This window comes from Haladaptatus sp. CMSO5, from assembly GCF_036689885.1.
Lineage (GTDB): Archaea > Halobacteriota > Halobacteria > Halobacteriales > Halococcaceae > QDMS2.
The window spans coordinates 135,488-149,039 of record NZ_JBAHVW010000001.1; the positions used below are offsets into that span (position 1 = coordinate 135,488).

Below are 13,552 nucleotides of genomic sequence, written 5' to 3' on the forward strand. Positions count from 1 at the left end.
GTCATTCGAGGAGCCGGAACCGCACAGCATCACATGTGCCGACGTTTCCGCTGGCGCAGCCCACTACAGTGCGCTGGCAAAACACGACGCCAACTCCTCGAAAACCCTCCCAAAGGAGGGCTTTTCCCGCCGTGGCTGCTACCCAGTCTATGGACAGACGAACCTACCTCGCGGGCCTCGCCGCCGCGAGTGCAGGACTGGCGGGCTGTACGCTCCCCGGTGTTGGCGGCCCCGCCCCCGAGAACACGACGACGACCGTTGGCGAGCAAGAAATCGTCGTTGAGTCGGTCGTCTCCGACCTCGAAGTACCGTGGGAGGCGGCGTTCCGCGACGGCGACCTTTTCATCACCGAACGCCCCGGGCGCATCGTCCGGGCGCGAGACGGCGACCACGAGGTCGCCCTCGACATGAGCGATTCCACTGCTGCCCAGGGCGAAGGTGGCTTACTCGGTCTCGTGTTCCATCCCGAGGACGACGTGGCCTACACCTACCAGACGTACAATTCAGACGCAGGCCTCGCAAATCGCATCCTCCGCCACGACCTGACCAACGACTGGGCCTTCGAGCCGATTCTCGACGGGATACCCGGCGCGAGAACCCACGACGGCGGGCGGCTTGCGATTGGGCCTGAGGGCGCACTCTACGCGACCGCGGGCGACGCCCGACAGGAAGGCCCGCAAAATACCGAGACGCTGAACGGGAAGGTGCTTCGCCTGACCTTCGAGGGCGACCCCCACCCCGACAACCCGTTCGACAACGAGGTGTTCACCTACGGCCACCGAAACCCACAGGGGCTTGCCTTCCGCGACGGCGAACTGTTCTCGGTCGAACACGGCCCCGACCACTCTGACGAAATCAACGTCCTCGAAGCCGGGAACAACTATGGGTGGCCCGAAGTCATGGGTGACTCAGACGGCGAGTTCACCGACCCGCTTGCCTCCTACACGCCGACCATCGCGCCGGGCGGGGCGATGTTTTACGACGGCCCCATCACCCAGTGGCAAGGCGACTTCTTCTTCGGGACGCTCAAAGCGACACACCTGCGTCGAATCCGCTTCGATGGGCGAGACGTCGTCGAACAAGAGGAGCTGTTAGTCGATGACTATGGCCGCCTGCGAACGCCATTTTCGGGACCAGACGGCCACCTGTACGTAACAACCAGCAACCGGGACGGCCGCGGGGCGGCGAAATCCGGCGACGACCGAATTATCCGACTTCGGCCTGCCTAACCCCGTGTAACGCCGAAGAGACAAAGTACCTTGACAACGTATCTCAGGATATGCTCGACGCGTGGGGATGGGTCGTTGCCTACATCATCGGCTTTACCATCATCCACCTGCTGGTCTATCAGTACCTCAAAACGAGCGACGAATCTCGCTTCGAACAGTTCTCGCCAAGCGACGCCTCCGGCTTCGACGCCGCGAGCGCGAGCGCGGACTTCCGGAGCCACAGCGGGACGGTCGCAGGCGAGTTCAGAAGCTGCCCCCACTGTGGCACCCAAAACGAGCCAGACCCCATCTTCATTTTCTGCAAACAGTGTATCCAGCCGCTCTCCGCGTAGAATAAATTCATTGCCCGCTGAGTGACGACCATGCCGAGAAGCGTCGCCATCAACGTCGGTGCGAACACCAACGCTCCCGGCTTTCGTGGCCCGATTTACGACGACGGACGCTTCGAATACGTTCCGATTCCCGAAGAAAAAGCCACCATCGAACCGGTGGCAACGTACGCCGACCTCGGGCTCTCGATGGACATTCCAGCCGAGATACGAGACACGCCCGTCCACCTAGACCCCGAGTTCGCGGGTTATGGCCCGTGTGAGGCCTACACCTACGGCGACCCGTTTGGCGTGAAGGCAAAACCGCTCTCCGAGCTTTCGGCGGGCGATTACCTGTTTTTCTACGCGACGCTCTCGACGGTTGGTGACCAGCCCGCGTCGTGGATTTCGCCGCGCTGGGGCTGTTATCTCATTGGCCAGTTCGAACTCGCCACAGACCCGGTGACAGGCGAAGCGTTCGCACACCTCCCAGCCGAACAGCAAGCCGCCTTTTCGTCGAACGCGCACTTGAAGCGCGACCCGTTCGACGCTCGGGTGCTGGTGCGTGGCGACCCCGAAGGCTCGCGGTTGTACGAGCGAGCAGTGCCGCTGAGTTCGCCCGAGGCGGGCGCAACGGCAAACCATATCGTCACCGAGTGGTCGAATGACTCAGGAAACGGCCCGTGGTGGCGGCGACCGCTTCGCTTTTCAGAACGAGCAACAGAACGGCTTTTGGACGTAGTGACAGGGTGAAAAGTGCAGGTTAGGCGATGTCGCGGCTCGTATCGATAGCGACCCGGTTTGCCAACTGGAGCTTGATGACGTCGCCGGTCGCCACGCCGCCACGATATTTCGGAATCGTGAGGCGGGTTTCGATACTGTCGCTTTTCACGTCCATTGCGAGCGTGAACACGAGATCAGCCATGTATTCGGTGGTGTCGCGCATCGGTGGAACGGCACGCCCGTCGAGGCAGTGGAGGTAGGCAATACCGCCGATGTTCATCATGTGCGTCTGCACGTCGTTCAGGAAGTTTCGATACCGAATCCCGCCATCTTCTTCCAACACGTCGATGGGGTCGATGATGAGATTCGCGCCCTCTGGCAACTGACGAATCAGCCGCAGGGCGTGGTCGATCGGTGCGTCTGCCTCGACTTCCTTGATGGTTGGCGACCCAACCCGGGTGTTCGTACGCGTAAGGGCATCGCGGACGGCCGCCGTAGACCGTGCGGTCGTAAGATACAGCGTCTCGCGCGTCGCGGTCAGCTCAAAGAGAATTAACTCTGACTGACTCGCAGGCGGCGCAACGAGCGCAACAAGACTTCCAGCCGGGATTCCGCCCCCGAGCTTTCGGTCGAGAACCTCGATACCCGTCGGAACGGTCTTCACAGCCAGGCCCCACAGCGAATATAACCGAACACAGTTTCGTACACTCTTCTCCCCCAGCATCACTACGACGGCAAGTGGGTATTGTTACACAGCTTTTAACGGACGTTAGGCGGTGACTGCCGAGGATTGAGCGGCCTCAAAATCGGTGAAACAACGAGGAAATTGTGTCACACGTTATCTAGTGTATGTGTCAAATTCTAAAATGTCAAATTGGCTAGGCGAAATGTGCATGAAATTGTTTAAAACCCGAAAATTCGAGGTTTCAGTAGATGTAAACCCAGAATCACCATTTTGTTACAACATGATTTAATCAGGCTATAATAACAATCAGTACAGGACTACAGTCTCTCTAGAGTGAGAGTTAGAATGAGTAACAAATCAAACGAGCCTGACGAGTCGGATGAGTCGATGAACACAACGCGACGCGGACTGCTCGCGCTTGCGGGTGCCGCAGGTCTTGGGTTCACGTCGAACGGCAGGTTTGCCCCAGAACCGACGTTCAATAGTCTGACCCCAGAAGGGAGCGCGCTCTCTGTTGATGGCAACTTAGACCTCGAAGGGAACAACATCCTCAATATCGACGATATAGAGGCCAAAGACGACTTCTCTTCGTGGAGTACCTCGGGCACGGGTGAGGGAAGCGTTCAGCTACGCGATTCGGTGGCCCAGACGTGGTCGATGCGCGCCTACGAGGGCGACGAAAACGGGCCCGGCCCGGTGAAGTTCCAGTCGCCCATCACGGGCGCACAGGAAGACGACGCAGGCGTGACGAACCCCGGGAGCCTCAAAATCTCGGGCGGTGCCGTGCTCGAATCGATGTCGGTAGAGAGTTGGAACGTCGTGGACGTGACCGAACGCGGCGTCGAACCCGGCACCGACGACGACCTCGGCGCGTTCATCAAAAACGACTTCGACGGCGGCCTGAACAGCACGACGCTCTACGTGCTCCCGGAAGGCGAGTATACGTGGAACACAGCTGTGACCGTCGATAGATTCGACGCCTTCGGCATCATCGGCAAGCCACAGGCGAAGGTCAAATGTACCAACCCGCAGATGACGCACTTCCTGAAGCTAGGGAGTGGGGAACCGAACCGCGCGGACATGTTCCTCACCGAAAACATCACGTTCGACATCACCACGGAGAACGTGGCTGCGTCGTCGATTATTGCAGCAGTTGACGAATACCTCTACATCAACAACTGCAAAATCGTCGGTGAGATGGACCGCGAGTACGGTCAGGTGTACTCCATTCACCCGACGTTGCTCAAGGACACCGGCCGAGGCTACGTGAGCGTCACGATGCCAGACGGCGGATACTACGACCCCGCCCAGAACGAACAAGAGCACCCGATGGGGATTTCGCTCGAACGCGACCATCTCGGCCACATCGTCATCGAGAACTCGTTCATCGAGGGATTCATCAACAACGGCATCTACAGCGCGGGCCACCAGGGCCAGGTGAGCATCCGGAACACCCAAATCAAAAACTGTGGGGCGGGGATGCTTCGGCTCGGTGACGGCGACTTCGCGTACAAGTGCCACCTCATCAACGACAACGCAGAAGATCGCGGCTATTCGTACGCCGCCCTCTGGGTGGCCAAAGCCCGTCACGCCGTCGCAAACAGCATCTACATCGACGCAAAGCAGGGTACACCATCCGAACTCATCCGGGTGAACGGCGACACCAAACACTGCCAACTCACAAACATCCACGTCAATTCAGACCGCTCGCAGTACATCTGTGAGTTCACGGGTGACGGCGACGACGAGGGGATGATTATCTGCTCGAACTGGACGATAAACGACACCGGCGGCGAGGGCAGCCGCGCACAGCTCGGCAGAATCAGCCGCGCGAACGTGAAGATTCGCAACTGGGAGGTTCGATTGAATCCGGCGTCCGGCGAAAAGCGCCACGGCCTCGTCATCGACGCGCCGTGGGTGGACATCTCCGGATGTACGTTCTATCACAACAAGGGCGGAGACGGCATCTCGCTCATTCTGGACGACGGCGCAGACTACGTCAGACTCCAGAACAACGAGTTCAAGTCCGGAACCCTCTACCAGTACAGCCGCGCATCGGTCAAAGACGCAATCGTGAGCGGCAACCGGTTCATGGACGGCACGAGCCTGTCTGGCATCCAAGACGGCTGGAACACGCACACGAATCAAGGTGGTCTCTAAAAATCGGCAGCACCTGACGGCGTACATACGGTTTTCACCGAGCGCGAAAAAGACTCGGTGAATGGCCTCCGACCTCGCAGACCAGGGCTCGCTTGCAGCGAGCATTCGAAGCCTCTGGAGCAATGGGCGGGGGCCTATACTACTCTCCATTTCGTTTGGTTGGTTTCTCGTCTACGGCCTACGTGCCGCGATTCCTGCCTTACTCCCGCAGATAAAGACGACGTTCGCCCTCGACAACGCGGCGGCAGGACTCGCCTACTCCGCGCTGTGGGTTGGCTACGCCGTGTCGCAGTTTCCCGCTGGATTGCTCGTAGACCGCCTCGGTGAGCGAACCCTGCTCGGCGCGAGTATGGGCCTCACCGCGCTCGCCATCGTCGGGCTTGCTGGCGCGCCGGTGTTCGGGGTGCTCGTCGCCACGAGTGGAATACTCGGCCTCGCAATGGGCCTCTATGGCCCACCGCGCGGGACGCTCCTCTCTGCGGTGTACGACAAAAGCGACGGGACGGCGATTGGCGTGACCCTCTCTGCGGGCAGTATCGGCGGCGCAGTCCTCCCGTTTCTTGCGGGTCTCCTCGTCGTGACCATCGGGTGGCGTGCGACGCTTGGCCTCACCGTCCCGCTGTTTCTCCTCACCGGCCTCTACGTGTGGCGCGTCGTCCCGCACGCCCGGTCGGCGGCGGTCGGCAGCGACGGCCGAAGCGTCGCAGGCGACATGGACGGCATCATCAGCGGCGTGCTGACCCGTCCGGTCGTTATCACCGTGATTGCCGTCACGCTGTTGATTACGAGTTTTCAGGGGTTCGCCGCCTTCTTCCCGACCTACTTGACGGAGGCAAAGGGATTGGACCAAGGCACCGCCGCCGGCCTCTACGGTCTTATTTTCCTTGCCGCCGCGGTTGCCCAGCCACTGGCGGGCGGGGTTGCCGATGCGTACAACGACCGCATCGTCCTCGTCGCCTCGGCGGCCATCGCCGCGCTCCCGCTGTTCGTCCTGCCGTTCGTCTCCGGCCTCATCCCACTGGCCATCCTCGCGGTGGTGATGGGTGTGCGCCTCGGCGGCTACCCCGTGACCAACGCCTACATCATTCGCCTGTTGCCCGACGAGGTGCAGGGCGCGGCATGGGGCCTCGTGCGCACCGTGTTCTTCCTGATGAGCGCCTCCGGCCCGGCGCTCGTTGGCGTCCTCAGCGATTACACCGGCTTCGAGACGACGTTTCTTGTCCTTGGGGTGGTGACGGTGCTCGCCGCCGTTGCCTACGCCATGTTGCCCGCGCCGGGAACCTACGGGACGCGCTGAGAGGTTCAGACTGATTCAAGGAGGAACCCCACGGCTTTAGCCGTGGGAGGAATCCGACCACACACCACACGAACCACACTCAATGGCCAACCGACTCCCCACTGGAAGTGAATACTTATAAAAATGCACCCCAACATCTGAAGTACGGATGGAGGTTCGACGCACTGTCCCCGTCAAACTCGATGTGGCCGACAGCGATGCTGACCTCCTCCACGAAACCATCGCCGAATTTCTATGGGCTTCGAACTACGTCGTAGACCACGCATGGCGGGGTGAGTACAAGACGACGAGTAAAGCCCAACTCCAACGAGAAACATACACCAAGGTGCGTTCTCAAACGAGACTGCAAGCGAACCTCGTCCAAAACGCCCGCAACAAGGCCGCTGACGCCATCCAGAGCGTCGTTGCCAGATGGAAGCGAGGCGATTACGCGGGGAGACCGCACTTCTCCGCGCCGACGCTCGTCTACGATAAGCGGTGTGCGACGTTCAACGATGACCACGCCACACTGTCAACTGTTGAGGGGCGTATCACCGCCGACTACATTCTCCCCAACGAGAGACGGACGACGCCCCACTCGGCGTATCTGTTCAACGATGACTACGAGGTGACCGGCGCAGAACTACACTATCGAGACGGCGAGTTCTACCTTCACATCCGAACAAAGGCGGACGTGGAGGCTGAGATGTCGGACGAAGGCAACGACGGGCACAGCACAGTCCTCGGCGTTGACCTCGGCATCGAAAACACCGCCGTTACCTCCACGGGGAGATTCTGGAGCGGGTCTGAATTGAACCATTGGCATCGGGAGTTCGAGAAACGACGCGGGTCACTCCAGCAGCGCGGGACACGGGCCGCTCACGAGACCATCCAGTCGGTCGGCCACACCGAGACCGGACGATACGAACAGTTCTTGCACACTGTGTCTAAGGGTCTCGTCGCGGAAGCCGTTGAGAACGATTGTCGTATCATCGCGTTCGAGAATCTGACGGGGATTCGTGAACGGATGCCTCGCGCCAAGAAGTTCCACGCATGGGCGTTCCGACGCCTTTTCGAGTACGTCTCGTACAAGGCCGAAGTGGAAGGTATCTCGGTCGAACAGGTGAACCCACAGTACACGAGCCAGCGATGTTCTAAGTGCGGGTTCACCCACAGAGGAAACCGTCCGTCCTCGAACGGGCAGGACGTATTCGAGTGCTTGAAGTGTGGCTACTCGCTCCATGCTGATTATAACGCAGCGAAGAACATCGGTCTCAAACATCTCCGCTCGACGCAAAAGTCGTCGGATGGAGGCGCACCCGTAGGTGTGCGCTTGAATCGCGGGACGCTGAACGTGAGTGGTGAGTATTCACCCGCCAGCGATGGACAGAACGGGAGTCCACGCGAAAGCCCACGACTTTAGTCGTGGGTCACTTACAGAAACGCTACGTTCAAGTGCGAAGACGGAGAAGTGAAAGACGCACACTGAACGCCAGTGGCTCGCGGAACGAAGTAACGCGAGGCTCGGCGTGGACAAAGTGGGCGTCGGTGTCGTACCGAACGAAGTGAGGTACGGCTCGACGCAAGCGAAACGAGCGTCGGTGGTCTAATGGCATGACAGTGCCTTCCCAAGGCTCTAATCCGGGTTCGACTCCCGGCCGACGCACTCCCTGCGGTCGTTTGTCGGCCGACGTTCACCTCGCTTCGCTCGGTGAACTCCCGGAGAGACCACGTCTCTCCGTTGTTCGCACCGCTTTCGCGGTGCTCACTCCCGGCCGACGCATTTTCTAAACACTATCGGAGAGACTCGGCTTTGCGTCTTCGAAGCTACATACTACCAAAAGACGCAACAATCGTCCACAAAATCGCCGCAGTGACAAGGCTATTTGGCACTCCCGCCCATATTCTCGCCAATGACCGACACGCAAACGGTTGACGCCACAAAGCGTATCGACCTCTCGTTCACCGAGAACGAACTGGACGCACACCGCGAACACATCACCCAGTTCATCCGCGACCAGGTACGCGCCGCGGGCGTCGAAGGAGCCGTGCTCGGCCTTTCTGGCGGCATCGACTCGACGCTCACCGCCCACCTCGCCGTCGAGTCACTCGGGAAGGAGAACGTCCACGGCCTCGTGCTCCCGAGCGAGGTGAATGCCGCGGACAACATGAGCGACGCAGAGCGCGTCGCCCAACTGCTCGAAATCGAATACGACGTCATCGAAATCAACCCGATTGTGGATGCGTTCTTGGCTGCGGTTCCCGAGGCGAAAGACGACCAACTCGCCGCAGGCAACGTCAGGGTGCGCACGCGAGCGGTGCTCAACTACCTCGTGGCGAATCACGAATCGCGGCTCGTCCTCGGTACGGGCAACCGCTCTGAGGCGCTCGTTGGCTATTTCACGAAGTACGGCGACGGCGCGGTCGACTGCCACCCGATCGCGAATCTGTACAAAGGACAGGTGCGCCAACTCGCCCGCCATATTGGGGTGCCAGAAGACCTCGCCGCGAAAACCGCGACCGCAGGAATGTGGGTCGGCCAGACCGACGAAGAAGAGATGGGCGTCCCGTATGACACCTTAGACCAGGTGCTCGCGCTCTACATCGATGGCCCGCTTACCAAGGCCCAGACGATGACGGCACTCGGCGTTTCTGAGTCGGTCGTAGATCGCGTCGACGAACTGTACACGAACAGCGAACACAAGCGCAACATCCCGCCAGGACCTGCGCCGCTTTCCTCGCTCTAACCGCTTCGTGCGACAATCGTAATTCGGTCTCCCTCTTTGAGCAGATATTCGGCCGGGTTCACCGACTCACCGTTCACCTGGACGCGAACCGTGTCGCCGTTTGCCTGCGCGTAGGTGGTTCCATCGTAGGTTACAGAGGCTTCCGTTACCGAAATGTTGAGCGTGCCCATCGCGTATTTGAGGGTGATTTGATTCGCGTGGCCGTGCCACTGAGAGCCGTCGCCGCCCTCGAAGTGGAACGCCGAATCCTGATTCTGGAAGCGCGGCTGGCTGAAGTCGAGTTGCTCGCCGCCGATTTCTGCGGTGATGGGGCCGTGGTAGTGCGCCCCGCCGAGGTTGGTCGGCTGGATGTCGCCGCCCCCCGCGAAGAACATGACGTAGCCGACGACGCCCGCGACGGCGATGATGACGATGACGAGGGCGTAGGGAGCCACGTCGGTCGCGGTGGACTCGTTCCCAGTCAGCCCGACGCGACGGCGGTCGATTGGCCCGAGTTCTGTGGCGTGGGCACTCCGGAGGTGGTCGTGGTACGCTTCCGCAGAAGAAAACGACTCACCGCAGTACGAGCACTCGGGCATGGGTTAGCCACACATGGCGTAAACTCAACCTTTTCGGTGCGCGTCAAAATCGACCGCATTCTCGACGAGGTGGGCGAAGGCGTCGGCTTCGGCCTGCTCTTGGGCTTCGCGTAGAGCATCGTCGCGGACACGCTGTTTCACGATGCGGAGAGCGTCTGGATTGTTCGTCGCGATGCGCTCTGCGACCGCCTGCGGGTTTTCGGTAATTTGAGAGATAAGGCCCATCCGAAGAGCTTCCTCAGCATCGACGACGCGGCCGGTGAGCGCGATGTCGAGCGCCTCGCCCTGGCCAACAATTTTCGGCAGGCGAACCGTCCCACCCCACGCACCAAAGAGGCCGAACACGACGCCCGGTTCTGCAAAGGTTGCGCGAGGGGTAGCAACCCGCAGGTCACAGGCGAGTGCCATCTCGACGCCGCCGCCGCGCGCCGGGCCGGTGATGCCCGCGACGGTGACGGCCGCTGCATCTTCAATAGCGGTCGCCACGCGCTGTCCGAGTTCGGCAAATTCCTTGGCCGCCGGACCGTCTAGCTGCTGGACTTCGGCCAAATCAGCGCCCGCAGAGAACGCGCTGCCCGCGCCGTGGATGTAGATGACGGCGGCGTCCGTCTCGGTGACGGCGCGTTCGAGCGCGCGAAGCGCGTCCGTGGAGAGTGCATTTCGCTGGTCTGGACGGTTGAGGGTGACCACCCGCAGCCCGTCGGTGTCCGTGGTCGAAATCATGGCAGGAAGTGACCGTCCGTTTCCAAAGGTCTTTGCCCTTCCCGCCGCTAAATTGGGCCAATGGAGGAAGCCGATGCGGTTCGCCACGCCGCACTGGACGCGATACGCGATATCGAGCCAGCGCGGTTGCGTGGCGATATTGAGGCCATACTCTCTGCCGGGTCGATGGCCCCGGGCGTTCTGACACTTCTCTGTGCGCAGGCGATAGAAAACGTCGAACCAAACGCGATTCGCACCCGCGCCGCGGGTGTCCAACTCATCTACGAAGGCCTCCGGCTCACCCGGACGCTCACGCAGAACCCCTCGTGGGAAACCGACGTCGAGCAAGCGAACTTAGATGTGCTCGCCGCGGACGTACTCGTCTCGCGTGGCTTTCACCTCCTCGCGCGAACCGAGGCCGCGGACAATGCCGTCGCCACCGTCCAGGCGTTCGGCCGCGACCAGACCCGGCGCGCAGAAGCCGACGCCGACACCGACAGCCTCGACCGCAACTTAGAGCGCGATGTGTTCGACCTCGCGCTCGTCGCGGGAACCACCGCCGTCGGCGCGACCACCTCACCAACCCTCCGGGCGTTCGTCCGCGACCTGACCACCACCTACGACGCCGTGGTGTTTCCCGACCCGGAAACGCTGTTCTCAGACGCCGTCACAGAGTCGCTCGCGAGCCATCTCGCCGCCCACGACGCGGGGACGGCAGTCGATGACGGGGTTCGCACCTCGGCAACCGACCCCTGATGCGAATCGAAACGTCTAAAGACGGGTCGGCGTAAGTTGGTATTGCCTGCCTGGGTAGCTTAGCGGTAAAGCGCGTCCTTGGTAAGGACGAGAGCCCGGGTTCAAATCCCGGCCTAGGCTTCTTTCTCACGTCAACTCCCGAGCGACGGTGGTTCATCTCCGAAAAGTGGCTGACGGAGTGCCTGCCAGCTCCTCGCAGAATAGATACTCAAGATAGAAATTCAGGGGTAGTATAAAGTGTCTCAAGTGTATCAGTCTAGGTGTATTTTAATGAGTGAACTACTCGTCCTCTCGTTCGACAGTCAAGACGGCGCATCGAAAGTACGCGACAAGCTTGCCGAGCTACGCAAAGAAGAGCTGCTGACGCTGGCAGACGCGTGTGTGGTCTCTCGAAACAAGAAAGGGCGATTGAAGTTCAATCAGGCGCGTAATCTGGTCGGAGAAGGCGCGCTCGGCGGTGCGTTCTGGGGTGCACTGGTTGGAATGCTCTTTTTGAACCCAATCGCTGGAATCGCCGTCGGGAGCGTTATCGGTGGCCTGACCGGAAAGTTCGGTGACATCGGAATCGACGACGAATTCATGAAGGAAGTGAGTGAATCCGTCGGCAATGAGGAATCAGCAATCTTCATGCTCGTAAACCAGTGGTCAGAAGAGCGCGTCCTCGAGGAACTGAAAGCGTTCGACCCAGAAGTGCTCCGCACGAACCTCTCCCCGGAAGACGAAGCGAACATGCGGAAAGCCTTCGGCGCCGAATAATCGGCCAAAACGCGGGCCCTCATTTTCTAGCAGCACGAAGCCAATCGGTCCGAACAATCGTCACCCGCCCGCTGGGGTCTATACATTAGTTGGAGGCGAACAGTGGTGAGAGAATGCCACTGAGTGAACATGAACCGTCGGACACACTCGTTCCGACAACGCCAGCAGGCTATCGGGAACCGACCGAATTTCGGTACTCGCTACCGATACTGCTCGGGATCGTACTCGTCGTCTTGCCAGTCGCTGCACTCGTGTTCGGAAGCCTCCTCTGGCAGGCACAGGGTGCCGAAAGATTGGCGACGATATTCGAGTTCCAGGAGACACCGACGAGCGTCTCGTTCACGATTCGGTCAAGTGGGGTGGCGGTTGCGTTGGTCGCTTCGATTGGAATTACGACGGTGCTCCACGAGTTCGTCCACGGGCTTGTCTATCGGCTTCGGGGCTATCGCGTCTCCTATGGCATGGTGCCACAGCTGGGCGCATTCTACGCCTGCCCATTCCATCAGTTCCAGAAACGAGAGGATAATCTCGTCGTTGGTGCTGCACCGCTCTGCGTGTTGACGCTGCTCTTTGTGCCACTGTTGTTTGCGCCGAGTCCACTCCTCGCGTTTGGGGCGTTCATCGGGCTGTTGTTCAACACCGCGGGTGCGGCAGGTGACCTGTATCTCATTGCTCGACTTCTTCGAATGCCCGCTGGCACACTCCTCTACGATAGCGATACTCGAAACTCCTACGTCTTTTACCCTGAATCGGGGCTGTCCTGAAGCCCCGTGGCTCCAGAGTGGAGCCCTTCTCGGGTGAAAAACGCCCGCATCGCTCCCGCGAAGAACTCTGGGTTGTCGAGGTTCGAGGCGTGTCCGGCACCGGGCACCTCGCGAACCACTGCATTCGCAATTTCAGCGCCCAATTTCGGGGCGTGACGGCGCAAGAACGGTGGTTCGTGTTCGCCGTAGAGAACGAGCGTCGGGACGGTGATTGCTGAGAAATCGATGTTGGTCTCGTGGAAGCTGGCGACCGCGCGGATCACCTTTGCGAACTCGTTGGTTTCCATTTTCGGCCCCGCTCTACGGAGCTGTTCGATGTTCTCGTAATTACCACTCGCGCCCGCAGAGAGCCGTTCTTGGAACCACACCATCGCTTTCTCGACGCGTTCGTAACCAATGAGTCGAACCGGTGGAATAGTTGCTTTCAACATCACAGAGCGCTGGAACCATTCGCCGCGTGTGAGCAGTTCTGGCATGAAGGTGTCGGCAAGAATGAGCCCGGATATCTTGTCTGGATACCGGGCCGCATACACTTGCGCAATGCAACCACCTGTCGAGTGGCCAGAGAGAATGGGTTTTTCGAGGTTCAACGCCGTGATGAGGGCGTCAAGGTCGTCAGCGAAGAGGTCAATTGAGTAGGCATCCGTGGCCGAGCCGCCAGTTCGCCCGTGGCCTCGTACGTCATAGACGATGGTTCGGAAAACGTCGCTGAGCGCGTCGACCTGCGGCGTCCACTGGTTGTGGTCGACGATCGCGCCGTGGATGAACACAAGCGGTGGGCCGTCACCGACCTCCTCGTAATAGGTCAGAATGTCGTTCGTTTGAACAGTGGCCATAGTTGAGTTAGCTACTCGTGAGGAGATGAAGC

The 13,552-nt window shown here is 60.2% G+C and carries 14 protein-coding genes and 2 tRNA genes; 12 read left to right on the forward strand and 4 right to left on the reverse strand.

Going from position 1 to position 13,552, the window contains the following annotated elements; translation table 11 throughout:
- The first annotated feature begins 149 nt into the window (after positions 1-149).
- Genes V5N12_RS00685 through V5N12_RS00695 form a run of 3 tightly spaced genes read left to right on the forward strand, consistent with a single transcriptional unit; the run spans position 150 to position 2,290 of the window.
- Positions 150-1,229: a PQQ-dependent sugar dehydrogenase gene (locus V5N12_RS00685; protein ID WP_332897229.1), complete on the forward strand. Its 1,080-nt coding sequence runs from the start codon at positions 150-152 to the stop codon at positions 1,227-1,229.
- A 50-nt stretch (positions 1,230-1,279) separates the two neighbouring features.
- The gene (locus V5N12_RS00690; RefSeq protein ID WP_332897230.1) at positions 1,280-1,561 is read left to right on the forward strand and encodes a DUF7577 domain-containing protein; all 282 of its coding nucleotides are present in this window, start codon (positions 1,280-1,282) and stop codon (positions 1,559-1,561) included.
- Between the two features lie 30 nt (positions 1,562-1,591).
- The gene (locus V5N12_RS00695; protein WP_332897231.1) at positions 1,592-2,290 is read left to right on the forward strand and encodes a hypothetical protein; all 699 of its coding nucleotides are present in this window, start codon (positions 1,592-1,594) and stop codon (positions 2,288-2,290) included.
- Positions 2,291-2,300: 10 nt separating this feature from the next.
- On the opposite strand, the gene V5N12_RS00700 is transcribed toward V5N12_RS00695, so the two are convergent.
- Positions 2,301-2,924: an RAD55 family ATPase gene (locus V5N12_RS00700; protein WP_332897232.1), complete on the reverse strand. Its 624-nt coding sequence runs from the start codon at positions 2,922-2,924 to the stop codon at positions 2,301-2,303.
- A 366-nt stretch (positions 2,925-3,290) separates the two neighbouring features.
- Between V5N12_RS00700 and V5N12_RS00705 the strand changes: the two genes are divergently transcribed.
- The 5 genes from V5N12_RS00705 to V5N12_RS00725 all read left to right on the forward strand — a co-directional run bounded on the left by V5N12_RS00705 (position 3,291) and on the right by V5N12_RS00725 (position 9,128).
- Positions 3,291-5,105 carry a hypothetical protein gene (locus V5N12_RS00705; RefSeq protein WP_332897233.1) on the forward strand — a complete coding sequence of 605 codons (1,815 nt, stop codon included), beginning with the start codon at positions 3,291-3,293 and terminating at the stop codon, positions 5,103-5,105.
- A 61-nt stretch (positions 5,106-5,166) separates the two neighbouring features.
- Positions 5,167-6,402 carry an MFS transporter gene (locus tag V5N12_RS00710; protein WP_332897234.1) on the forward strand — a complete coding sequence of 412 codons (1,236 nt, stop codon included), beginning with the start codon at positions 5,167-5,169 and terminating at the stop codon, positions 6,400-6,402.
- A 148-nt stretch (positions 6,403-6,550) separates the two neighbouring features.
- Complete coding sequence (locus tag V5N12_RS00715; protein ID WP_332897235.1) at positions 6,551-7,804, forward strand: RNA-guided endonuclease InsQ/TnpB family protein; 1,254 nt, start codon at positions 6,551-6,553, stop codon at positions 7,802-7,804.
- 172 nt (positions 7,805-7,976) lie between these two features.
- Positions 7,977-8,047 (forward strand) — tRNA-Gly (locus V5N12_RS00720).
- 247 nt (positions 8,048-8,294) lie between these two features.
- Complete coding sequence (locus V5N12_RS00725) at positions 8,295-9,128, forward strand: NAD+ synthase (RefSeq protein ID WP_332897236.1); 834 nt, start codon at positions 8,295-8,297, stop codon at positions 9,126-9,128.
- Here the strand turns inward: V5N12_RS00725 and V5N12_RS00730 are convergent.
- Positions 9,125-9,706: a hypothetical protein gene (locus tag V5N12_RS00730; protein ID WP_332897237.1), complete on the reverse strand. Its 582-nt coding sequence runs from the start codon at positions 9,704-9,706 to the stop codon at positions 9,125-9,127. The genes V5N12_RS00725 and V5N12_RS00730 overlap by 4 nt on opposite strands.
- Positions 9,707-9,730: 24 nt before the next feature.
- Complete coding sequence (locus tag V5N12_RS00735; protein WP_332897238.1) at positions 9,731-10,429, reverse strand: enoyl-CoA hydratase/isomerase family protein; 699 nt, start codon at positions 10,427-10,429, stop codon at positions 9,731-9,733.
- Between the two features lie 60 nt (positions 10,430-10,489).
- Between V5N12_RS00735 and V5N12_RS00740 the strand changes: the two genes are divergently transcribed.
- The 4 genes from V5N12_RS00740 to V5N12_RS00755 all read left to right on the forward strand — a co-directional run bounded on the left by V5N12_RS00740 (position 10,490) and on the right by V5N12_RS00755 (position 12,684).
- Positions 10,490-11,164 (forward strand): DUF7114 family protein, encoded by a 675-nt coding sequence (locus V5N12_RS00740; protein WP_332897239.1) that lies wholly within the window; start codon positions 10,490-10,492, stop codon positions 11,162-11,164.
- Positions 11,165-11,212: 48 nt separating this feature from the next.
- A tRNA-Thr gene (locus V5N12_RS00745) sits at positions 11,213-11,284 on the forward strand.
- 150 nt (positions 11,285-11,434) lie between these two features.
- Positions 11,435-11,920, forward strand: a complete 486-nt coding sequence (locus tag V5N12_RS00750; protein ID WP_332897240.1) for a DUF1269 domain-containing protein — start codon at positions 11,435-11,437, stop codon at positions 11,918-11,920.
- 113 nt (positions 11,921-12,033) lie between these two features.
- Entirely contained in the window at positions 12,034-12,684 is a 651-nt protein-coding gene (locus V5N12_RS00755) for a DUF3267 domain-containing protein (RefSeq protein WP_332897241.1), read from the forward strand.
- Here V5N12_RS00755 and V5N12_RS00760 read toward each other — a convergent pair.
- Positions 12,660-13,520, reverse strand: coding sequence for an alpha/beta fold hydrolase (locus V5N12_RS00760; RefSeq protein ID WP_332897242.1), 861 nt, complete (start codon positions 13,518-13,520; stop codon positions 12,660-12,662). The two genes, V5N12_RS00755 and V5N12_RS00760, sit on opposite strands and share 25 nt — an antisense overlap.
- Positions 13,521-13,552 lie beyond the last annotated feature (32 nt).